We start from the raw sequence: 21,367 nt of genomic DNA on the forward strand, positions 1-21,367 counted from the left end.
GCTTGCGCGTCGCGATCAGTTCAGGCGGTCGCCGATCTGAGCGATGGCGGCGTCCAACAGCGGGTCCTTGGACTGACCCGACAAACGGGCGGCCAGAATCTGTTCCGCAGCCTTGGCGGACAGGTCGACAGCAGCCGCCTTCACTTCAGCAGCAGCCTGGGCTTCGGCCTGGGCGATGCGGGTCTCGGCCATCTTCTGGCGACGGGCCAGGGTCTCTTCCAGCTTGGCCTTGGCCTCGACTTCCAGACGGCGGGCGTCAGCTTCGGCGGCGGCCATCATGTCGGCGGCCTGGGCTTCAGCCTCGACCTTCTCCTTGCGGATCTGGGCCAGCAGGGCTTCGGCTTCGGCGCGCAGGCGGGCGGCTTCGTCCAGGTCGCCCTGGATCTTGGCGGCCTTGGCGTCCAGTTGGCTGCCGACCAGCTTGGGCACGCCGGCCGCGATCAGGATGCCGAAGAAGATCAGCAGACCGATGCCGACCCAGATCTCCGGGTTGGCGAAGCTCCAGATGCCGGGTTCGAAGATCAGGTTCATCAGGCGGCTCCCTTGGCGGCGGTCAGTTCAGCAGCCGTTGCGGTCTTGCCGGTCAGACGCTCGACGATGGCGGCGGTGGTGTCCGCAGCAATGGTCGAGACATTGGCCATGGCGGCGTCGCGCGTCTTGCCGATCGAGGCTTCCGCCTCGGCGATGCGGGCGTTGACGACGGCTTCTTCCGCCGCCTGACGGGCGTTGGCTTCTTCCGTGACGCGCGCCTTGGCGGCGGCGGCGGTGGCGCGGGCGTCGGCGCGGGCCTTGTCGACCTCGGCCTTGGCCGCAGCAGCCTGTTCGGCGGCTTCGGTCTGGACCTGGCGGGCCGTGGCGACGGCGCTGGAAATCGTATCGCGGCGCTCGTCCATCACGCGACGCAGGCGCGGGCCGAAGACCTTGGCGATCAGGATATAGAGGACGAAGAACAGGACCAGCAGATAGCCGATCTGACCGGCCCAGTGCTCAGTCTGGAACTGGGGCAGACCGCCGCTGCCGTGGCCTTCAGCCTCGGTCGTGGCGTGCGTGTCGTGAGGATTGGGAGCGGCCATGGTGTCCGTTCGTTCGTAAATGCAGAAAGGCGGCGGCGACCTCAGCGAGAGACCGCCGCCGCCCTGAATCCTAAATGGATTAGGAGTTCAGGATCAGGATGCCGAGCACGAAGGCCAGGATGCCCAGAGCTTCGGCCAGAGCCGCGCCCACGAACAGGTTGCCGACTTGCGAGCCAGCGGCCGACGGGTTGCGCAGGGCGCCGTTCAGGAAGTTGGCGAAGATGTTGCCCACGCCGATGGCCGAACCGATCATGCCGAGGGTGGCCAGGCCGGCGCCGATGTACTTGGCGGCTTCAGCTTCCATGGTGAGTATCCTTGTTTAAGTCAGGTTGGTTGAAAACAGAGAGTTCGGACTGAGGTCCGGCCTTAGTGGCCTTCACCCAGGTTGACCACATCATTGAGGTAGATGCTGGCCAGAACGGCGAACACGAACGCCTGCAGGAAGGCGACGAGGAATTCGAGTGCGGTGATGGCCACGACGCCGACCATCGACAGGGCGGCGACCGGCAGACCCCAGATGCCCAGTCCCTCGCCGACGAAGGCGCCTGCGCCCAGGGCGACAACGAAGCCGGCGAAGATCTTCAGCGCCACGTGGCCGCCCAGCATGTTGCCGAACAGACGCAGGGCCAGGGTGACCGGACGCAGCAGGAAGGACAGAAACTCGATGGCGCCGACGACCGGACGCAGGATCAGAGGCGCGCTCATCGGCCAGAACAGCTTGAAGAAGCCCAGGCCGTTCTTGATGAAGCCCACGCCGATGACCAGCAGGATGGTCAGGGCCGCGAAGGTGACCGTGACGGCCAGTTGCGACGTCGGGGTGAAGCTGAGGAACATCCCCAGCAGGTTCATCGCCAGCACCAGCAGGAACAGGGTGAAGACAAACGGGAAATACTTGCGGCCGTCATGACCGATGATCGAATCGGTGACGCCGTCGATCATGTCGAACAGGCTTTCACCCGCCGTCTGCAGACGCCCCGGCACCACCTTGGCGCCCGACGTCACGAACTGCAGGAACAGGACAATGGCCACAAAGGCAGCCGTCATCGCGATATGCGAGTTCGTGATCGCCAGTTCGGTATGACCGAACACGGGCAGATTCACGGTGCCGAGGTCGACGACCTTTTGAATCTGAAACTGATGAATCGGATCGGCCATAAGCCTATCGGTCCTCGTCTTCCTCGTCGTCGAATGGGATCGATTTCTCTTCGAGCCCGCTCGCCTTCGCTTGCGCCATCAGCCGGTTGGCCGTGCGGCGCGCCATGTAAATCGACAATGCGAAGCCCAGAAGGACACCGCTGATCAGCCCCCACGGATTGGTCCCGAACAGTCGGTCCGCTCCGAAACCCAGCCCCAAGCCCAGAAAGACGCCGCCGAGCAATTCGGCGATGATCTTATAGGCCTGGCTGGAAACCGCCTGGGCCGAGAGGGCTTCAGACGTCTTCGTAGCCGTGGCCTCCGCCAAGTCGGATGCACGTTTGTTGAGGCGTTTGATCGCCTCTTCACGCGATTCCGTCGGGGTGGTCATGGGTTTGTTGCTCAGCGTCCCGGCTGAGCCGCGACGGGGTCTGAATTCGGCGCGGAAACTAATCGTGAGCGGCTGCTAGGTCAAGGCGTCGTGAACATCACCTAAACCTTTGTAGAAGTTCGACTTTCGTCGACTGTGGACAAGCCGTGACGATGCGCCGCTCTTTCAGGCGGTAGAATCTGTTGTGCGCAAGCCCTTGTCCAGATGGCGATAACGACCACGAACGACTAGGTTCCGGGCATGAACGCCCACGTCCCTCCCCCAGCTTCGCCGTTGCGCCCCATTTCTGTCCGTCTGGCGACGCCGCGCGGCTTCTGCGCCGGGGTGGATCGGGCGATCCAGATCGTTGAGCGGGCGATCGAGAGATTCGGCGCTCCGGTCTATGTGCGCCACGAGATCGTGCATAACCGCCACGTCGTCGAACGGCTGAAGGCGATGGGCGCGGTCTTCGTCAAGGAGCTGGACGAATGCCCCGACGACCGCCCGGTCGTGTTTTCGGCCCACGGCGTGCCCAAGTCCGTGCCCGCCAACGCCCGCGCGCGCGAACTGCTGTTCCTGGACGCCACCTGCCCGCTGGTGTCGAAAGTCCACGTCGAGGCCGAGCGCCATCATAATGCGGGCCGCCACATCATCCTGATCGGCCACGCGGGCCATCCTGAGGTGATCGGCACCATGGGCCAGCTGCCCGAAGGCGCCATCAGCCTGGTCGAGACCGAGGCCGACGCCGAAGCCTTTGAACGTCCCGGCGACGCGCCGCTGGCCTATGCGACCCAGACCACCCTGTCGGTGGACGACACGGCGGGCATTCTGAAGGTTCTGAAACGTCGCTTCCCCGAACTGCCCGATCCGCACAAGGAAGACATCTGCTACGCCACCACCAATCGGCAGGAGGCGGTGAAGACCCTGGGCGAAGGGTGCCAGTTGGTGCTGGTGGTCGGGTCCAAGAACTCGTCCAACTCGGCCCGTCTGGTCGAGGTGGCGGTGCGCGCAGGCGCCCACGCCGCCTATCTGGTCGATGACGCCTCACAGGTGGACTGGAGCTGGTTCGACGGTGTTCAGACGGTCGGCGTCACCGCAGGCGCATCCGCCCCCGAGCCGCTGATCGAGGCCCTGGTTGACGCCATCCGCGCCCGCTTCGACGCCACGGTCACCGAAGACGGCGGCGCGCGCGAGACGGTGACCTTCAAACTGCCGCGTCTGTTGACGGCCTGACCGCCACGGGCTGAAGGGGCAGGATCACGCGAAACAGGCTGCCCTGCCCCGGCGTGCTGGTCACCTCGATCCGACCGCCCATCAGGGCCGCCAGACCGTGGGCGGCGGTCAGGCCCAGGCCAAGACCGTCGGCGCTGCGGGTGTTGCTGTCGTCGCCCTGGGTGAAGGCTTCGAACAGGCGTTCGACCTCTGCGGCGGCCATGCCGGGTCCCGTGTCCTGAACCTCCAGCACCAGACCGTCGCCGCCGATAGCCCGCAGCGTCACGCCGCCCTTGCTGGTGAAGCGGATGGCGTTGTCGGTCAGGGCCGCCAGCAGTTTCTCGACATGGATGGCGTCGCCCATCCATTCGCCCTTGGCCGCCTCGATCTTCAGCTTGAGCCCCTTGGCGCCGGCCGCCCCGCGATAGTCGGAAGCCAGGCGACGCAGCAGGTTTTCCGGCCGGAAAGGCCGCGTCTCCAGCGTCACCGCCCCGTCGCGCAGGCGCACCACGTCCAGCAACTCCTCGATCAGGCGCAACTGCTGCTGGCCCGACGCCTTCAGGATATCCAGCCGGTCGCGCTGTTGCGGGGTGACCAGATCGGCGCCGATCACCTCGGCCATGCCCAGAACCCCGTTCAGGGGCGTGCGCAATTCGTGGCTGATGTTGGACAGGAAGCGCGTCTTGGCCGCATTGGCCGCCTCGGCCCGCTCCAGCGCCGCCGACAGGGCCGCCTCTGACGCCCGCAGACGCCGCACGTCGCTGACCATCCGCTCCAGCAGCACCGCGCCGCCGACGATCATCACCGCCAGCAGCAACAGCATCAGCGATCCAGCCTGGGTCAGGATCTGGTAGCCCGGACGCTCCGGCTTCCAGATCACCTTGCCCAACAACTGGCCCTGTCCGTCGCGCACCTCGACCCCGGCCATGCCGTGCGGCGTCGAGGCGTCACCGGGCTGGAACTGCACGTCCTCCAGCGAGAATCGCGTCTTCAGCGGCGTGATTTCGGCGGGGAAGGCCTTGAACGACGCCACCACGGGATCAGCGGCGGGAACCGGCCCGTCCGCCGTGTGGCGCACCACGGTTGAGACGCCCAGCAGATAGACCGTCCCGTCGATCCGCACGAAGGCCGACTTCAGCCGGACCGCGCCCATGGCCACTGTCGAGGCGTCACGCCCTGCCGCGTCCGCACGAACCTGATCGACCAGCGGGCGTGCGGCGCGGGCGAAGGGGTCATCGCTGCTGGCGCCCGCAGGGGCCCCGTCCTTGCTGATGCGGAAAAGGCGGCCCGCGCTGTCGTAGCCCAGGGTCGCCAGATGGCTGTGCTGGGCCTCATAGAAGGCGCCGAGGAAGCGATCGAACCAGACGTCGTCGCCCACGGCCATATGGTCCACGGCCTCGTTCCAGGTTGAGGCGGTCGTCAGGTCTTCGCCGATGATCTCCAGCGCCCGTCCCAGACGCAGCTTGACCAGGTTCTCTTCCTTGACGCGCTGATGGGCGTCGATGCCCTGACTGACCACGCCCAGAATAGCGACCATGCCGATCGCGGTCGATACAATCAGGATCACCGCGATCCTGAAGGCGCCCCACGCGCGCCCGCTCGACTTTACTGAAACCCTGCCCATTGTCGGACGCCCCTAGCCGATGTCCGATAAGACAAGATGAACGGCGGGCGTTTCAGCGGTCTTCGGCGACAAAATCCTGGGCGAACTCGGGGGTGTCGTCTTCCAGAGGCAGGCTGCCGTCCTCATCATCAGCCTCGGACGCCTTGGTCGGATCAGGCACCTCAAAGCCGACCGGCAGGGACAGGTCCAGCAGGCCCGCCGCCTTCATCTCCTGCACGCCCGGCAGATCATACAGGGTGGCCAGGCCGAAATGCTCCAGGAAGCGATCCGTTGTCGCATAGGTGACCGGGCGGCCCGGCGTACGCCTGCGCCCCCGCAGCCGCACGAAACCCATCTCCAGCAACAGATCCAACGTGCCCTTGGAGATGGTGACGCCGCGCACGCTCTCGATCTCGGCGCGGGTGACGGGCTGGTGGTAGGCGATGATGGCCAGGGTCTCCAGGGCGGCCTTGGACAGACGACGAGGCTCCTCGCGCTCCTGCGTCATCATGAAGGCCAGGTCCGGCGCAGTGCGGAAGCGCCAGCGGTCGGCGACGCATTCCAGCTCCACCCCGCGCCCTTCATAGCGGGCGCGAAGACCGGCGATGGCGCGGGCGACGTTGCAGTTGTGCGGCAGGCGGGCGGCGATTTCGGCGGCGGTCAGGGGGCCGGCGGCGGCGAACAACAGGGCCTCGACCCGGCGTTCAATCTCGGCCTCGTCGGGTTGGAAGGACAGGTCGCTCACGGCGTCAGCTCCAGCGGCTGGCCGTTTCCACGTCGTTTCAGAAACAGCTCGGCAAAGGCCTGCGCCTGGCGGATGTCCATGGCCCCCTCCTTCACCAGCTCCAGACTGGCGGACAGCGTGGAGGCGGTATAGCTGGCCTGACTGGGTCCGTCCTCATCCTCTCGGACCGGAGCGACGCGCTCCAGCGGGGTCCAGTCGGCCAGTTTAGGCATGATCTCGCGCAGCCAGTCACGCGCGGCCTCCAGCTGGAAGGCCTCCACCCGCTGGCCGGGGGCGTAGCGGCGCGCCTCTTCACGGCGGCGCTGGACCACATAGGCGCTCATCAACTCATACAGGCTGGCGTCGATGCGGTCGGACGGCACGATCACCGTCGCTTCGGGATCGCCGCGCGTGAAGACGTCGCGCTTCAGCTGGGGCCGGGCCATCAGCTGTTCGACCGCGCGGCGCATGGCCTCCAGCTTCTGCAGGCGGAAGGCCAGGGCGGCGGCCATTTCTTCGGCAGGCGGCTCCTCGCCCTTGGCCTTTTCGGTGCGGGGCAGCAGCAGGCGTGATTTCAGATAGGCCAGCCACGAGGCCATCACCAGATAGTCCGCCGCCAGGGCGAAGTTGCGACGCCGCGCCTCATGCACGAAGGCCAGATACTGTTCCGCCAGCTGGGTGATTGACAGTTTCAGCAGATCGACCTTCTGCGTCCGCGCCAGGGCCAGAAGAACGTGCAGCGGCCCTTCATAGCCGTCCAGATCGACGACGAAGGCCTCGCGCTCCTCGACCTCCTCCGCGTTGAAATCCAGATTGGGCTGGAAGGACTCGGTCATGCGGGACTAGGCCTGCGCCTCCCCCACGTCCGGCCCCTTCTTCGCCTCCAGCCTGCCGCCCAGCGACTGGAAGAAGCGCGCCTGCGCCGCCGGGGCGTCCAGCGGTTCGGGCGTGCGGACGATGCGGGCAAGCGCCGCCTCGGCGCGAGCCTTGGCCCTGCCCTTCAGCTTGCCGACCGCATCAGCGACCTCCTGCATCTCCGACAGGACGCCATTGCAGTGCAGGACTACGTCGCAGCCAGCAATCAATGATTGATTGGCGCGTTCACCCAGCGATCCCTTCAACGCCTGCATCGACAGGTCGTCGGTTAGGATCAAGCCGGAAAAGCCCAGATGCTCGCGCATCAGGCGCACGGCTTTTTTCGACTGGGTGGCGGGACGTTTTTTGTCGATGGCGGTGAAGACGATGTGCGCCGTCATGGCCAGGGGCATATCGGACAGGGCCTTGAACGGGGCGAAGTCCCAGGCGTCCAGGGTCTCGAAATCGGCCTGGACGGTGGGCAGATCCTTATGGCTGTCGGCAAAGGCGCGGCCGTGACCCGGCATGTGCTTGATGCAGGGCAGCACTCCGCCCGCCAGCAGACCTTCCGCCGCCGCCCGTCCCAGCAGGGCCACGGTCTGCGGGTCCTGGCCATAGGCGCGGTCGCCGACGATGTCGTGAGATCCCGGAACCGGCACGTCCAACACCGGCGCCAGATCGACGTTGATCCCGACCTCGTGCAGGTCATGGGCGATCAACCGCGCGCCCAAACGCACCAGATCGCGCGCGTCCTGCGGGTCGTTGGTTGACTTAAGATAGGCGTCGCCGGGCGGGTATTTGGGCCAGTGCGGCGCCCCCATCCGCTGGACCCGTCCGCCCTCCTGGTCGATCAGGATTGGCGCATCCGGGTCGCCGATCGCGGCGCGCAGCTCATCCGTCAGCGCCCGCACCTGTTCCGGCGTGTCGATGTTGCGCCGGAACAGGATGAAGCCCCACGGCCGCGCCTTGGCGAAGAAGGCCCGTTCGTCCTCCGTCAGCCGATGACCGGCGCAGCCGTAGATCGCAGCCGATGTCACCGAACGATGCAGTCCCGACCGGCAGCCTTCAGCGCATTGCAGAAGGCGACCGCGCGTTCACGCGACAGGCCCGAGAAGGTGGTGCGGTACAGGGTCGAACCGTTGGACGAGGTCACCTCCGTCACGCGCTTCTGGGCGCCCGAGGCGTACTGGCCGAAGCGACCGGCGACGGCGGCGTATTCCCGGTCCGCGATCTCGGTCGAGGAGAAGGCGCCGATCTGGACGCCGGACGATCCGGTCGCAGCCGCAGGCGCGGCGACGGCGGGTGCAGGCGCCGGGGCGGGCGCTGCCTTGGGCGCAGGGGCGGCGACGGGCGCGGGGGCCGGACGCGGAGCCGGTGCGGCGGGCGCAGGAGCGGCGGGCGTCAGGCCCTGGCCGGTCGGGGCGACGGGCGGCGGTGCGGCGGGACGCGGCGCGGGCACCTCAGGCGGCGGGGTGAAGGTCACGGGCGCGTCGGTCGTTTCCGTCTCGTCGCGATAGACGCGGATGCCGGCGGCCGGGTCGATGGGCTGGGCGTCGATGGGCGCGGGCGTCTTCAGTTCGCCGACGGGCTGGCCGACAGCCGGCGGCGCGTCGTTGGAGGCGCGCATGCCCGACCGATAGAAGAAGATCACGGCGACGATCAGCAGCAGCAGAACCGCCGCGCTGACGATCAGGGTCACCGGCGGCGCCTTGCCCCCGCCCGAGCCGACGTTGCGGCCGTTGCGCGGGTCATAGGAGTTGCGGCGGAACGGCAGGTCGTCGTCCGTCGGCGGCGTATAGGCGCCCCGGCCCGGTTTGTTGTCGTCGTCAAAAGACATGGTCGTGCTCCGCCGTATGTCCGGCGGTGCGAATCACACACGCCAGCCCTTAATCATAATCCCCCGCACGGCTCTTTCGAATCACAGATCAAGCGCGAGGTCGAGGCTGAACAATTTCTGGTGGACTTCTATCGCATAGCGGTCGGTCATCCCGGCGATATAGTCGCACACCGCACGCGCCCGCTGGGTCCGGTCGTCCGTCAGGGCGGGCACGCCCCATTCCGGCGGCATGACCTCCGGCTCGGCCATGAACAGCTCGAACAGTTGCGACAGGACGCGGCGCGCCTGGCTGCGGGTGCGGTTGACGCGGTAGTGGCGGTACATCCGCTCGAACAGGAACTTGCGCAGCACCGCCAGATCGCCGTGCATGGAGCGTGAGAAGTCCACCATGGTCCGGCGCGCCGTGCGCACATCCTCGGTCGAGGTGATGCGGTCCTCTTCCAGACGGCGTGCGGTTTCGGCCAGCACGTCCTCGACCATGACGCCGATCATGCGCCGAACAGCCTCGATCCGCAGCATCCGCTCGTCGATGCCGGGCCAGTCGCGCCGCACCGAGGCCAGCATCGGACCGATGATCGGGATCTGGTCCAGATCGGCCAGGGTGATCAGGCCCGCCTGCACCCCGTCGTCCACATCATGGTTGTTATAGGCGATGTCGTCGGCGATGGCTGCGCACTGAGCCTCCAAGGAGGCGAAGGTGCCGAGGCGCAGATCCCAGTTCGCCTCACCGTCCGTGCGGTACGGCCGCACCACCGACCAGGCCGGTTCGTCCAGCCGGTGCGACACCGGGCCGTTATGCTTGATCACGCCCTCGACCGTCTCCCAGCTGAGGTTCAGGCCGTCGAATTGGGGATAGCGGTTCTCAAGCTCCGTGATGACGCGGAAGCTCTGGACATTGTGGTCGAAACCGCCGTGGCCGGCCATCTGCACCACCAGCTCGTCCTCGCCCGCGTGGGCGAAGGGCGGGTGGCCCAGGTCATGGGCCAGGGCGATGGTTTCGGCCAGATCGTCATCCAGCCGCAGGGCGTGGGCCAGCGACCGGGCGATCTGGGCCACTTCCAGCGAATGGGTCAGGCGGGTGCGATAGTGATCACCCTCATGCGCGACAAAGACCTGGGTCTTCTCCTTCAGGCGCCGAAAGGCCGTCGCATGGATGATGCGGTCGCGGTCGCGGGCGAAGGACGTTCGGGTGCGGCTGGGCGGCTCGAAGAAGCGGCGGCCCAGGGTCTGATCGGGGCGTTCTGAGTAGGTCGCGCGGTCTGAATGGCTCAACGGATCAACTTTGAAGCAGGCGGGCCTTTGCGAACGCCCGCACGCGCCTCATATAGACACCTGTGAGCACCGTCCAATCCACAGAACCATCCACACCCACCTTCTCCGTCGCCACGCGCGCACCGGAGGGTATCACCCTGGCCGCCAGCGCCGCCAAGCGCCTGGCCAAGCTGGGCGCCGCCGAGGGCAAGACCCTGCTGCTGCGCGTCGCCGTCGATGGCGGGGGCTGTTCCGGCTTCCAGTATCGGTTTGAGCTGATCGAAACGGCCGAGGAGGACGACCTGCATATTAAGGCCGACGGCCAGACCGCCGTCATCGATCCGATGTCCGTGCCCTTCCTGAAGAATTCCCAGATCGCCTATGTCGATGAACTGGCGGGCGCCCAGTTCGTGGTCAATAATCCCAACGCCTCGTCCAGCTGCGGCTGCGGCGTCAGCTTCGCGATCTGAGCATCCACCCAGGTAGGTCCGAATAAAGGCTGGACTCCCGCCGACATTGCGCCGTTACATGAGCTCGCCTTGGGAGGGGCGTACACATGGACAGGCCGCTGACGCCGTCACCCCGGCGCATTTCTGTCTCACAGGTTTTCTGGACCGGGCTGCGCATCCTGTACGGCGGCTATTTCATCTTCGCCGTCATCCTGATCGCCGTGAAGTTCGGCGGACAGCAGCCGCCCGTCGATCAGCCCAGGGCCCAGGCCTTCTTTGATGGACTGAACGCCAGCGGCTTCGTCAATCCACTGCTGTCGACCTTTCATGTTCTCGGCGGGCTGAGCCTGTTTCTGAACCGGACGGCGCCGCTGGGCGTGGTGCTGCTGGCGCCCGCCGTGGCCGGAATCTTCTTCACCCACCTGCTGCTGACCGGGGACTGGCCGGTGGGCGTGGTCTGCGCGGCGATCTGGCTGCTGCTGGCCTGGCGTTATCGCGCCGCGTTCACGGCGCTGTGGTCCAATCGCGACTGAAACACAGCCCGCTCCGATGGCGGCGCTTGAATTTAGGAAAGATCCTAATTAGGAATATTCCTATGAACACCCTCTTCAAGGCCCTGTCCCATCCCGTGCGCCGCCGCATCATCGCCATGCTGCGCAGCGGGCCGCTGGCGTCCGGCGACATCGCCGCCGCCTTCGACATGAGCTGGCCCACCATCACCGGCCACCTCAACGCCCTGAAGGAAGCCGGTCTGGTCAGTCCCGAACGCGAGGGCCAGACCATCCGCTACCGGCTGGAGATCTCGGCGGTGGAAGAGGCCATGGCCTTCCTGATGGACATCGCCGGCACGGGAAAGCCCTCCCCCATCCCAATGACCAAGACTGAAGGGAGCCGAAGATGAAGGACCGTCTGTCGCTGCTGGACTATCTGACTGTCGCGGTCTTCACGCTGCAAGGCGCCTTCGCCCTGCATGTCGGATTGAACGGCCCGACAACGCCGATCCCGGTGCATTTCGGCCCGGATCTTCAGCCTGATCGCTGGTCAGACCGCACCGAACTGGCCCTGACTCTGGGCGGGATAGCCCTGTTGGGGCTGATCCTGTGCATCGGACTGGGTCTTGGCGCCATGCGCGCCCAATCGACAGGCGATCAGTCGCAGAAACGGTCGTTGAGGATCGGACAAGGCATCGGCCTGTTCACCCTGACCATAGTCGGCGTGCTCATCGCCTGGGCCAGTCTGGGGCAGACAAGCCTGGGACAGACAGGTCTGGAGGCGCGCGGCGGGATCTTTATGGGCGGCCTGTCGCTGGTCTTCGTGGGCGTCGGCGCCTTTATCGGACGGGTGTCGCCCAATCCCTTCGTCGGAGTTCGCACGCCCTGGGCGTTCAAGAGCCGTCTGGCGTGGGATCGGTCCAATCGTCTGGCCGGAAGACTGTTTTTCCTGATCGGCCTGTGCGGCCTGATCGCCGCCCCTGTCGCGCCCCAGCCCTTCGGCGTCACCGCCCTGACCGTCAGCATCATCGCCGTCAGCCTGATCGCCGTCTTCGAAAGCTGGCGCGTCTGGCGCACCGATCCCGACCGCCAGCCCTTCTGACCCCTGTCGCGAACGGAGACCGACCATGTTGAGCCTGATCCTCGCCGCCGCCCTGACCAGCGCGCCCGTCTCCACTGAAATCACCCTGGCCGCCAAGCCTGCGCCCCTGCATGGCACGCTGCTGGCGCCTGAGAACGCCAGCGCGGTTGCGGTCATCCTGCCGGGGTCCGGCCCCACCGACCGGGACGGAAACAGCCCGATGGGCGTCCGGGGCGCGACCTACCGTCTGCTGGCCGAGGGGTTGGCGGAACAAGGCATCGCCACCGTCCGCATCGACAAGCGCGGCATCGCCCAGAGCGCGGCGGCGGGCGGCGACGAGGCGGCCCTGCGCTTCACCGACTATTCAACCGACGCCCGCGCCTGGGCGGCCGAGGCGGCGACGCGCGCAGGCCAGCCCTGCGCCTGGCTGATCGGCCACAGCGAAGGGGCGCTGGTCGCGCTGAAGGCTGTCGAGGGCGGGGATGACAAGGTGTGCGGCCTGATCCTGCTGTCCGGCGCGGGCCGCCCAGCGGGCGTGGTGCTGCGCGAGCAGTTGGAGAGCGGCCTGCCGGAACCGCTGAAGACCCAGGCCTTCGCCGCTCTGAGCGAACTGGAGGCCGGGCGCACCGTCGCAGACACCCCGCCCGCCTTGGCCGCCTTGTTCCGTCCGTCGGTCCAGCCCTATCTGATCTCCTGGCTGCCGCTGGACCCCGCCGCCCTGATCGCCGCCTATGACGGACCGGTCTTCATCGGTCAGGGGACCACCGACATTCAGGTCACGACCACAGACGCCAACGCCCTGGCCGCCGCCGATCCGAAGGCGACGCTGAAGCTGTGGGACGGGGTCAACCATCTGCTGAAGACGGCCCCCGCCGACCGCGCCGCGAACATGGCAACCTACGCCAACCCCGACCTGCCCCTGGCGCCCGGTGCGGTCGAGGACGTGGCGGGCTTCATCAAGGCGCATCCGCGCCGCTAGACATGGCGCGCCCGGCCCGCGCCCAGCCCCAGCATCATGATCGCCACACACAGCAGACCGCAGGCGACGAAGGACGCCAGCCAGCTGTGGGTCACATCATGCAGGGCGCCGACCGCCACCGGCCCGGTCGCCGACATCAGATAGCCGACCGCCTGAACCATGCCGGACAGACGGGCCGTCTGGTGGGCGTTGCGCGCCCGGAGCGCGATGAAGGTCAGGGCCAGGATAAAGGCGCCGCCTATGCCTGCGCCGAACAGGGCGATCCACACCACCGCCAGGGTCGGCGCCAGATACAGGCCCAGAATGGCGGCCAAACCCATCACGCCCAGACCGGCGGCGATGACGCGCTGATCCTTCATCCGCCCGATCAGCGGCGGCAGCAGCAGCCCCGGCAGGGCGGTGGCCAGTTGCAGCACCCCGTGCAGCGAGCCTGCGGCGATCGGCGAATAGCCCTGGCTGACCAGGATCGACGGCAGCCAGGCGGCGACGGCGTAATAGGTGAAGGAGGTGCAGCCGAAGAAGAGGGTGATCTGCCACGCCAGACCTGAACGCCAGATGCTGCCGGAATGCAGCGGCTCGGCGGTTCCGGCGGCGGGGGCCGAGTGGCGGCGCAGTTGCGGCAGCCAGGCGATGGCGCTGACCACCGGCAGGATGATGAAGACGCCCAGCGCGACCCGCCAGTCGTAGGCCGCCTCCAGAGGCGCGACCACCGCTGAGGCGACCGCCGAACCGACGCCCATGGTGATGGCGTAAACCGCCGTCAGCCGCGCGATCTGGTTGGGAAAGTCCCGCTTCAGCAGACTGGGCACCAGGGTGTTGCCGATGGCGATACCCGCCCCCAGCACGGCGGTGCCGAAATACAGGCTCCACAACGGCCCGATGGAGCGGACGGCGATACCGACCATCATCACGATCAGGGCCAGGAACAGCACCCGCTCCAGCCCGTATTCCTTGGCCAGCAGGGCCGCGAACGGCGACACCACGCAGAAGGTCAGCAGCGGCAGGGTGATCAGCAGACCCGCCTGCCCGGCCCCGATCTGGAACGCCTGCTGGATCACCTCCAGCACCGGCCCGACCGCCGTGAACGGACCTCTCAGATTGGTGGCGAACAGAAGAACGCCCAGAATGATCCAGGCGGGATGGAGGCGGTGACGCTGAGGCATGGCGGGGTCCAATCTGTGCGCCCTCCAGATAGCAATGGCGGCGGTTGCCGGATTTGGCTATTCAGTCAGATAATTTCTGAAATCGGCCAATCGCACTTGCCCCATCCGTTCGACCCCGACGAAACCGACCTGCCGGTGACGGCCATGCACCTGGAGGCGACGGCGCATGACCGCGAGGCGCCGATGCATGTCCATCGCAAGGGTCAGCTGGTCGTCACCCTGCGGGGCGGCGTGATCTGCCGCACCGAGGCGGGCCTGTGGATGGTGCCGGCGGGCAGCGGGGTCTGGGTGCCCGGCCATATCCGCCACAGCAATGAGATCACCGCCAATGGCCGCGTGGCCCTGTTGTTCATCGACCCGGAGGTCGGGGGTCTGCCCGATCACTGCGCCAGCCTGACGCTGACGCCGCTGGTGGTGGAGTTGGTGCGGCATCTGGCCGAGCGGCCCGCCGCGCCCTATCAGCCCGGCGACCACCTGCACCGCATGGTTCAGGTGCTGCTGGAGGAGTTGCGGGGCATGGCGGTCAGCGCCCTGCACCTGCCGATCCCCGACGATCCGGCCCTGCGCCACATCGCCAACGCCCTGATCCAGAACCCGCAGGACCGTGCGCCAGTGGCCGAGTGGGCGCGGCGGGTGGCGATGAGCGAACGGTCCCTGTCGCGTCTGGTCGCGCGCAAGACGGCCATGAGCTTTGGCCGCTGGCGTCAGCAGCTGCAGATCATCATCGCCCTGCAGCGCCTGTCCGAAGGCGCCTCGGTCCAGACCGTCGCCTATGACCTGGGCTATGAGTCCGTCAGCGCCTTCATCACCATGTTCAAATCCGCCCTGGGCAAGCCTCCTGCCCGCTATGTGGCGGACGCGGCGCTCTAGGCCCGCCCGGCCTTGGCTTCGTCCGGCCGCAGGGTCAGGACGCGCACCCCGTCGCGGGTGACGGCGACGGTATGTTCGAACTGGGCGGACAGTTTTCCGTCCTCGGTCACCACGGTCCAGCCGTCGTCCTCGGTGTCGACCTTGCGCGTGCCTTGGTTCAGCATCGGCTCGATGGTGAAGACCATGCCTTCACGCAGGGCCATGCCGGTTCCCGCCTTGCCGAAATGCAGCACCTGAGGATCTTCGTGCATCTCGCGCCCGATGCCGTGACCGCAGTAGTCGCGCACGACCGAATACCCGGCCTGTTTGGCGTGGCGTTCGATGGCCGCGCCGATGTCGCCCAGCCGCGCGCCGGGCCGCACGGTGCGGATGCCCTTCCACATGGCCTCATAAGTGGTGCGGACCAGACGCCGCGCCGCCGGGCCGACATCGCCGATCAGATAGGTTTTGCTGGAATCGGCGATGAAGCCGTCCTTCTCCAGGGTGATGTCCAGATTGACGATGTCGCCGTCCTTCAGCACCTCGTCCGCTGACGGCACGCCGTGGCAGACGACGTGGTTGCGCGAACTGTTCAGCACGAAGCCATAGCCGTACTGGCCCTTGGACGCGGGGCGCGACTTCAGCTCATCGACGATATAGGCCTCGACCAGATCATTGATCTGGAGCGTGGTCATGCCCTCCAGCGTCAGCCCGTCCAGATGGATGAAGACCGAGGCCAAAAGCCGCCCCGCCTCGGCCATCAGGGCCAGTTCCTCCGTTGTCTTGATCATGCGGTCGCGACCGGCGTGTTGGCGGCGTCCACGCCCGCCGCCTTCAGTTCCCGCGCCACCAGCTCCTGAAACGTCAGCCCCGGATTGGTCTCGCACAACATGCCGATCCTGATCCAGAAAGCCGCCTGGGCGTTGATCGAGCGGTACGACGCCTTGCTGGCCCGCCGCAGCTGCTCGTGCAGCTCATCCTCGATATTGACGATCCCCACAGGGCGCTCCTGAATATATACGTTTCGTATGCGTCGTATATATTTCAACCCCAAGGCATTTCAACCCGACGACTCAGGGATTGGAGATGGTGCGTCGAATGATCGTCCAGTCTCCATCGCGACGACCCGGCGCCAGTTGCCAGTCTGGCTTAAGCGTCAGGGTCCAACCCTCCCCTTTCAAGCCGCTCTCGGTTGGGGCGACATCGACATAGCCGACCGAAAGCCGGGACCAGTCCGCCGACAACAGCCCATCTCGCTCAACCTCCAACACACCCCAGTCCGCCGCCACGCGGATCAGGCCATAGACAGAGCCCTCGGGCGGGAATGGCGTCACCCGGTTCGGGTCGAAGCTGAAGTTCGCGCCGGATGCGGGCGTGGCCAGCACGGGGCCATCCACCAGTTTTGCGCGCAAGGCGGCGATACGCACCGCCTGTGCCTGGGCACGCTCTGCCTCTTCGGTGCGGACGGTTGATCCGTCATAGCGCGCCGCACTTAACTCAAAAGCCGCATCATCAAAGGTGACAGACAATGCAAGCGCCTGGGACAGCAATTCCGGCAGGCCTGCATGTCGATCCCAAGTCTGCCGCCAGTCGGGCGCGACGCCGTCCAGCAGAACGCCGTAAGCCGGCCCTGAATAATCGGCGAAGGTGCGGGCGTATTCGCGCACAGCATCGCCTCGGCGCAGATGCTCGGCCAGATGCTGGCTCATGACGTCATCGCGCGACAGCCGCCGCCCGGTGTATTCAGCCAGCCCCTCATGCCGCTCCATAATGTTCTCGGCATCCTGCGCCTCGGGGAACTGCGCCTGACGCCACGCCCGGAATGTCAGGGCGTCCCGGATCGCCAGACGCCGGGCCTGCGCATCTGTCGCCGTCAACGCAGCGGACAGGGCCCGTAGCTCCAGCCGGAAGGACAGACGCCCCGCCTCCGTCGCCAATTGGGGTTGGTCGGCATTGCTGGCCGCCAGACCGATCTGGTCTTGGATGCGGTGCCAAGCCTCGTGCATCAACAGGACGGACAGGGCCGTCTCATCGTCAGGCAAGGGCGCCATCAACATGGTCCAGGCGCGACCATTCCAACGCACAGCGGTGTTGGCAATGGGCACATTGTCCGGCAGCAGCCCCTCGAACACCGCGCCTGTTCGCTCCAACGGCGTCTCCAGACCGTCCACATTGGCCACCACTCTGCGTGTCGCAGGATCGGCGATCAGGATCGGCCCGCACAAACTGACACCCCAGGTCCGCCCCTCGTCAGCTTCGCACAGAAGCCGGGCGCGCTCGAACACCGTATTGGCCGACGCCGCATCCAGTCGAGACTGCGCCGATGCCGCCCCCGAAGACGCCAATACAACCGCCAGCGCCAAGCCAAGACGTGAGCCGATATTCCGCACCATGAACACTCCCTCAAACACCGCACCGGCTGCGCGCGAACACGCGTTGAAGCCAAGCTTGAGTTTGAGGGAGCGAATATGACCACACCGGGGCCTGAAAAGCGCAACAGGCTGAAGTCGTGGCTCTTTACTCGGACTGCGCAATCATGCCGCAGGCGGTGCGATCACCCAGGTGCGGCGCTGCACTGGGTCGAACATCAGTTTCAGCTGGCGCAGGACCGGCATGCCGATGTTGGGGCGGCCGCCTTCGATGAAGCGGATCTTGGGGCGATGGAAAACGACGCCCGCAACGGTGATGTCTTCACCCAAACGCGCCTCATAGACATCCTGAACCCCGGCGGCGGAGGTCGCGTAGCCGATGACGGCCAGTTCTCCCTCCAGCGGCAGACCCTTGGCCAGGCTGAGCGGCAACAGGAAGTCACTGGTGTTGCCGGTGTCCAGAATGGCCGGGATCGCCCTGCCCTCCAGTTCGATGTTCAGCGACGGCAGGGCCGCACCGCCTTCGCCCAGATAGGGAACGGCTGCGCCCGCCTGGGGCGCGTTCTCGGGCGCGAACAGGGTCAGGCGGCTTTTGCCCAGATCCATCACGACATACTGGCCGGGAAAGCTGTTGGGGCCGATGATGGCGACTTCATTGGCGTGGTTGAAGGCCATGGCCGTGGCCCGTGCATTCTGGATCGCCACCCCGCCCAGGCTGGCCTTGGTGATGAAGGTCTCGAACCCCGGCACGGGCCGCCCGGTGCTGCCATCGACCGAGCGCGACGCCCCCTTGTTCTCCAGCCCCAGCTTGGCGGCGATATCCATGTCGATGATGTTGCCGTTGGTGCCCGTGTCGAACACGGCGGGCATGGGCGGATGGTCGCCGATGGTCAGCATGACCAGCACCCGGTCATTGGACTGGAACAGGGTGATGGTTTCCGGCGCAGGCGCCTGCGCCCGCGCCGGATGGGTCAGGGACGCTGCGAGAGGCGCCGACAGGACGGCGGCCGCTAGGGCCAGTTTCAGAAATGAGATACGCATGACAATCCTTCATCGAATTGGTACGATTAGGACCAATTCAGCCAAGAGCGTCAAATGACAAATCCTCCATCTGGCGTGACCGAGCTTGAGGGCGCTGTGCTGTCCGAGATTCACCACCGCCATAACCGCACGGCCTTCAAGGTGCGCCGCGCCTTCCAGACCTCCCCCTCCATCGAATGGAGCGGCAGCGCAGGTTCAGTCTATCCGGCGATCAAGCGCCTGACCCAGGCAGGACTGATCGTCAGCACGCCGATCACGACCGGCCATAAGGGCAGCCACCTGACGCTGAGCCCAGAGGGTGTTGCGGCGCTGGAGGCGTGGATATGCGATCCCGTGCGGGCGACCAGCGTGGGGGTCGATCCGTTCCGCCTGCGCGCCAGCCTGTGGGCCACGCTGACGCCCGAGGCGCGCGCGGACGCCCTGCGCCGCCTCAAACAGACCGTGGGCGCGGAACTGCAGCGGCTGAACGAGGCCATCGACGACATGGACCCCATCGAACAGGGCCGCAGCCAGTGGTCGATCCAGTTGCAGACAATGCGGCTGCGCTGGCTGAACGATCAGGACGAGGGGATTTAGGCTCTACAGCTCGTCCACGTCGTGCCGCGCCTGATCGGCTAGGGCGAAGAAACGGTCGCGGACTTCGGCGGCGAAGGGGTTGTCGCGTTCGATGGCGCGGAAGACGGCGGGGCTGTCATGGCGGACCATGTCCACGGCCTGCATCAGCCGCTCGAAACTGGCCGTCGTCATCCGCGTCGGCAGCGGCTCCATGTTCAGCAGGACGCGCGCGATCAGGTGGGTCAGGCCCTGGACGACGGCGGCCTCGCGGTCATGGTCTTCCGGGGTGACCTGAAACACCTTCAGCTTCAGCGCATGGCGGCAGAAGGCGGCGACGCGGCGGGCGTCCTTGGCCTCGCGCACCGGGCAGACGGCGATCCTCAGACCGACGATCCCGTCCTTGCCGCTCTGAGGGCCGAACAGGGGGTGGGCGCCGACGATGCGGACGCCTTCAGGCAGGGCCGCGTCCATCGCCAGCGCAGGCTTCACCTTCACCGAACCGACGTCGATCACCAGGGCGTCCGGCGCCAGATGCGGGCGGATGGCGGAGAGGGTGTCCTCCAGCGCCTCGACCGGCACGGCCAGAACCACCACCGGACAGGCGGCGGCGGTCGTCAGATCGGTCAGGACCGCATGGGCGTCGCCCTCTGACACGGCGGGATCATAGGCCGCGACCTCGAACCACGCCGACAGATGCCGCGCCGTCAGACGCCCGAAGGCGCCATAGCCGATGAGGCCCAAACAGGGGCGTTCCGGCGAAGTCATGCCCTCTCCCCCACGTCCGTCATCCTAGGCCTTGTGCCTAGGATCCATAAACTCCACCGAGGACGGTGCGCGTCGGCGGACACCGGGCATATGGATCCTCGGGACAAGCCCGAGGATGACGAAGGAGAAAAGAGCTTCACGACGTCTCCGCTCACAACGTCTCCTGGAACCGCACTGGCTGACCGTGGGCTTTGCCGATCAGTTCGCCGTCCTGCATCACCACGCGGCCACGCACGATGGTCGCCATCGGCCAGCCCGTGGCTTCGAACCCGTCGAACGGGGTCCAGCCGCAGCGCGAAGCCTGCTGGTCATGGGTGATGGTCTTCTTCGCCTTCAGGTCCACGATGGTCAGGTCGGCGTCATAGCTGACGGCCATCCGCCCCTTGTTGGCCGTGCCGAACACCCGCTGCGCGCCCGCCGAGGTCAGGTCGATGAAACGCTCCAGCGACAGGCGACCATTGGCGACGTGGGTCAGCATCAGCGGCACCAGGGTCTGCACGCCCGGCATCCCAGACGGAGAGGCGGGATAGGGCTTGGACTTTTCTTCCCTGGTGTGCGGCGCGTGGTCCGAGCCCAGCACGTCGGCGACACCCTGCTGCATGCCCCACAGCCACAGGGCGTCCACGTGGTCCTGCGACCGGATCGGCGGGTTCATCTGGGCATAGGCGCCCAGCCGCTCATAGGCCTCGGGCGCGGCCAGGGTCAGGTGCTGGGGCGTGATCTCGACGGTGGCGACATCCTTGTGGAAGCGCAGGAAGTCCATCTCGTCCTTGGTCGTGACGTGCAGGACGTGGATGCGGGCGCCCCTCTCCTTCGCCAAACCGACCAGACGCCGGGTCGAGCGGATGGCGCTTTCGGCGTCGCGGACCTCGGGGTGGCTGGTCCAGTCGCCGGTGCGGGCCAGGCCGCGACGCTCGACCAGACGATATTCATCCTCGGAGTGGAAGGTGGCGCGGCGGCGCACGTTCGACAGAACCTTGCGCACCCCCTCGTCGTCGGCGATCAGCAGATCGCCGGTCGAGGCGCCCATGAAGACCTTGACCCCGCAACAGCCGGGCAGCCGCTCCAGTTCGCCCAGATAGTCGGCGTTCTCGTGCGTACCGCCGATGTAGAAGGCGTGGTCGGTCCACATCCGGTTGTTCGCGCGGACCAGCTTGTCGGCCATGGTGTCGGGGTCGGTGGTGTTGGGGTTGGTGTTCGGCATTTCGAACACGGCGACCACCCCGCCCAGGGCCGCCGCGCGGCTGCCGGTCTCCAGGTCTTCTTTCCACTCCAGCCCCGGCTCGCGGAAATGGACCTGGGTGTCGATGACGCCGGGCAGGACCGTCAGGCCCGCGGCGTCGAACACCTCGCCGGCCGAGGCCTGGGACAGGTCGCCGATGAAGGCGATCTTGCCGTCGATCACGCCGACATCGGCCAGGCCACGTCCGGCATGATTGGCCACCTCGCCGCCTCGGACGATCAGGTCATAAGTCTGGGTCATCGGCGCACGTCCTCAATATCCATTCAGCGTCATCCTCGGGCTCGACCCGAGGATCGGACTGTCCGCACCGCAGAAGGCGACGC

Annotated in this window: 26 protein-coding genes; 8 read left to right on the plus strand and 18 right to left on the minus strand. The window is 66.7% G+C overall.

Annotated features, from left to right (window positions below):
- Positions 1-15 precede the first annotated feature (15 nt).
- From KWG56_RS09750 to KWG56_RS09770, 5 genes are all read right to left on the minus strand, one after another.
- Positions 16-531, minus strand: coding sequence for a F0F1 ATP synthase subunit B (locus KWG56_RS09750; RefSeq protein WP_219354606.1), 516 nt, complete (start codon positions 529-531; stop codon positions 16-18).
- A complete protein-coding gene (locus tag KWG56_RS09755; RefSeq protein WP_201099134.1) occupies positions 531-1,073 on the minus strand; it encodes a F0F1 ATP synthase subunit B family protein in 543 nt (180 codons plus the stop codon). The genes KWG56_RS09750 and KWG56_RS09755 overlap by 1 nt, the downstream gene beginning before the upstream one ends.
- Positions 1,074-1,152: 79 nt before the next feature.
- Positions 1,153-1,377 carry a F0F1 ATP synthase subunit C gene (locus KWG56_RS09760; RefSeq protein WP_201099132.1) on the minus strand — a complete coding sequence of 75 codons (225 nt, stop codon included), beginning with the start codon at positions 1,375-1,377 and terminating at the stop codon, positions 1,153-1,155.
- Between the two features lie 62 nt (positions 1,378-1,439).
- Positions 1,440-2,228 (minus strand): F0F1 ATP synthase subunit A, encoded by a 789-nt coding sequence (locus KWG56_RS09765; RefSeq protein WP_219354607.1) that lies wholly within the window; start codon positions 2,226-2,228, stop codon positions 1,440-1,442.
- A gap of 4 nt (positions 2,229-2,232) precedes the next feature.
- Positions 2,233-2,598 (minus strand): AtpZ/AtpI family protein, encoded by a 366-nt coding sequence (locus KWG56_RS09770; protein WP_201099128.1) that lies wholly within the window; start codon positions 2,596-2,598, stop codon positions 2,233-2,235.
- Between the two features lie 240 nt (positions 2,599-2,838).
- On the opposite strand from KWG56_RS09770, the gene ispH reads away from it, so the two are divergent.
- Positions 2,839-3,810 carry a 4-hydroxy-3-methylbut-2-enyl diphosphate reductase gene (ispH, locus tag KWG56_RS09775; RefSeq protein ID WP_201099126.1) on the plus strand — a complete coding sequence of 324 codons (972 nt, stop codon included), beginning with the start codon at positions 2,839-2,841 and terminating at the stop codon, positions 3,808-3,810.
- Here the strand turns inward: ispH and KWG56_RS09780 are convergent.
- The 6 genes from KWG56_RS09780 to KWG56_RS09805 all read right to left on the minus strand — a co-directional run bounded on the left by KWG56_RS09780 (position 3,782) and on the right by KWG56_RS09805 (position 10,080).
- Complete coding sequence (locus KWG56_RS09780; protein WP_219354608.1) at positions 3,782-5,356, minus strand: sensor histidine kinase; 1,575 nt, start codon at positions 5,354-5,356, stop codon at positions 3,782-3,784. The two genes, ispH and KWG56_RS09780, sit on opposite strands and share 29 nt — an antisense overlap.
- A gap of 109 nt (positions 5,357-5,465) precedes the next feature.
- A complete protein-coding gene (scpB, locus tag KWG56_RS09785; RefSeq protein ID WP_219354609.1) occupies positions 5,466-6,137 on the minus strand; it encodes an SMC-Scp complex subunit ScpB in 672 nt (223 codons plus the stop codon).
- On the minus strand, positions 6,134-6,952 hold the full coding sequence (locus KWG56_RS09790; RefSeq protein WP_219354610.1) for a segregation and condensation protein A: 819 nt from the start codon (positions 6,950-6,952) through the stop codon (positions 6,134-6,136). The genes scpB and KWG56_RS09790 overlap by 4 nt, the downstream gene beginning before the upstream one ends.
- A gap of 6 nt (positions 6,953-6,958) precedes the next feature.
- Positions 6,959-8,008, minus strand: coding sequence for a beta-N-acetylhexosaminidase (gene nagZ, locus KWG56_RS09795; protein WP_219354611.1), 1,050 nt, complete (start codon positions 8,006-8,008; stop codon positions 6,959-6,961).
- Positions 8,005-8,808, minus strand: coding sequence for an SPOR domain-containing protein (locus KWG56_RS09800; RefSeq protein WP_219354612.1), 804 nt, complete (start codon positions 8,806-8,808; stop codon positions 8,005-8,007). The genes nagZ and KWG56_RS09800 overlap by 4 nt, the downstream gene beginning before the upstream one ends.
- An 81-nt stretch (positions 8,809-8,889) precedes the next feature.
- Positions 8,890-10,080, minus strand: coding sequence for a deoxyguanosinetriphosphate triphosphohydrolase (locus KWG56_RS09805; protein WP_219354613.1), 1,191 nt, complete (start codon positions 10,078-10,080; stop codon positions 8,890-8,892).
- 62 nt (positions 10,081-10,142) lie between these two features.
- On the opposite strand from KWG56_RS09805, the gene erpA reads away from it, so the two are divergent.
- The 5 genes from erpA (at position 10,143) to KWG56_RS09830 (ending at position 13,059) form a co-directional block, all read left to right on the plus strand.
- Positions 10,143-10,529 (plus strand): iron-sulfur cluster insertion protein ErpA, encoded by a 387-nt coding sequence (gene erpA, locus KWG56_RS09810; protein ID WP_219354614.1) that lies wholly within the window; start codon positions 10,143-10,145, stop codon positions 10,527-10,529.
- 86 nt (positions 10,530-10,615) lie between these two features.
- A complete protein-coding gene (locus KWG56_RS09815) occupies positions 10,616-11,041 on the plus strand; it encodes a hypothetical protein (RefSeq protein WP_219354615.1) in 426 nt (141 codons plus the stop codon).
- Positions 11,042-11,103: 62 nt separating this feature from the next.
- On the plus strand, positions 11,104-11,409 hold the full coding sequence (locus tag KWG56_RS09820; protein ID WP_219354616.1) for a metalloregulator ArsR/SmtB family transcription factor: 306 nt from the start codon (positions 11,104-11,106) through the stop codon (positions 11,407-11,409).
- A complete protein-coding gene (locus KWG56_RS09825; protein WP_219354617.1) occupies positions 11,406-12,101 on the plus strand; it encodes an SdpI family protein in 696 nt (231 codons plus the stop codon). The genes KWG56_RS09820 and KWG56_RS09825 overlap by 4 nt, the downstream gene beginning before the upstream one ends.
- Before the next feature lie 25 nt (positions 12,102-12,126).
- Positions 12,127-13,059, plus strand: a complete 933-nt coding sequence (locus tag KWG56_RS09830; protein WP_219354618.1) for an alpha/beta hydrolase — start codon at positions 12,127-12,129, stop codon at positions 13,057-13,059.
- On the opposite strand, the gene KWG56_RS09835 is transcribed toward KWG56_RS09830, so the two are convergent.
- The gene (locus tag KWG56_RS09835) at positions 13,056-14,222 is read right to left on the minus strand and encodes an MFS transporter (protein WP_219354619.1); all 1,167 of its coding nucleotides are present in this window, start codon (positions 14,220-14,222) and stop codon (positions 13,056-13,058) included. The genes KWG56_RS09830 and KWG56_RS09835 overlap by 4 nt on opposite strands.
- A gap of 96 nt (positions 14,223-14,318) precedes the next feature.
- Here KWG56_RS09835 and KWG56_RS09840 point away from each other — a divergent pair, with 96 nt between their 5' ends.
- Positions 14,319-15,092 carry an AraC family transcriptional regulator gene (locus tag KWG56_RS09840; RefSeq protein ID WP_244999456.1) on the plus strand — a complete coding sequence of 258 codons (774 nt, stop codon included), beginning with the start codon at positions 14,319-14,321 and terminating at the stop codon, positions 15,090-15,092.
- Here KWG56_RS09840 and map read toward each other — a convergent pair.
- The 4 genes from map to KWG56_RS09860 all read right to left on the minus strand — a co-directional run bounded on the left by map (position 15,089) and on the right by KWG56_RS09860 (position 18,481).
- On the minus strand, positions 15,089-15,862 hold the full coding sequence (gene map, locus KWG56_RS09845; RefSeq protein WP_219354620.1) for a type I methionyl aminopeptidase: 774 nt from the start codon (positions 15,860-15,862) through the stop codon (positions 15,089-15,091). The two genes, KWG56_RS09840 and map, sit on opposite strands and share 4 nt — an antisense overlap.
- On the minus strand, positions 15,859-16,071 hold the full coding sequence (locus KWG56_RS09850) for a ParD-like family protein (RefSeq protein WP_219354621.1): 213 nt from the start codon (positions 16,069-16,071) through the stop codon (positions 15,859-15,861). Before KWG56_RS09850 ends, map begins: the two co-directional genes overlap by 4 nt.
- 73 nt (positions 16,072-16,144) lie before the next feature.
- On the minus strand, positions 16,145-17,464 hold the full coding sequence (locus tag KWG56_RS09855) for a hypothetical protein (RefSeq protein WP_219354622.1): 1,320 nt from the start codon (positions 17,462-17,464) through the stop codon (positions 16,145-16,147).
- Positions 17,465-17,605: 141 nt separating this feature from the next.
- A complete protein-coding gene (locus KWG56_RS09860; protein ID WP_219354623.1) occupies positions 17,606-18,481 on the minus strand; it encodes a pepsin/retropepsin-like aspartic protease family protein in 876 nt (291 codons plus the stop codon).
- Between the two features lie 54 nt (positions 18,482-18,535).
- On the opposite strand from KWG56_RS09860, the gene KWG56_RS09865 reads away from it, so the two are divergent.
- A complete protein-coding gene (locus tag KWG56_RS09865) occupies positions 18,536-19,057 on the plus strand; it encodes a PadR family transcriptional regulator (RefSeq protein ID WP_219354624.1) in 522 nt (173 codons plus the stop codon).
- 3 nt (positions 19,058-19,060) lie between these two features.
- On the opposite strand, the gene KWG56_RS09870 is transcribed toward KWG56_RS09865, so the two are convergent.
- Together KWG56_RS09870 and KWG56_RS09875 are read right to left on the minus strand one after the other, a co-directional pair.
- Positions 19,061-19,801 carry a prephenate dehydrogenase gene (locus KWG56_RS09870; RefSeq protein ID WP_219354625.1) on the minus strand — a complete coding sequence of 247 codons (741 nt, stop codon included), beginning with the start codon at positions 19,799-19,801 and terminating at the stop codon, positions 19,061-19,063.
- Between the two features lie 151 nt (positions 19,802-19,952).
- Complete coding sequence (locus KWG56_RS09875) at positions 19,953-21,284, minus strand: dihydroorotase (RefSeq protein ID WP_219354626.1); 1,332 nt, start codon at positions 21,282-21,284, stop codon at positions 19,953-19,955.
- Between the last annotated feature and the right edge of the window lie 83 nt (positions 21,285-21,367).

The sequence above is a fragment of the Brevundimonas nasdae genome, assembly GCF_019395145.1.
GTDB classification, from domain to species: domain Bacteria; phylum Pseudomonadota; class Alphaproteobacteria; order Caulobacterales; family Caulobacteraceae; genus Brevundimonas; species Brevundimonas nasdae.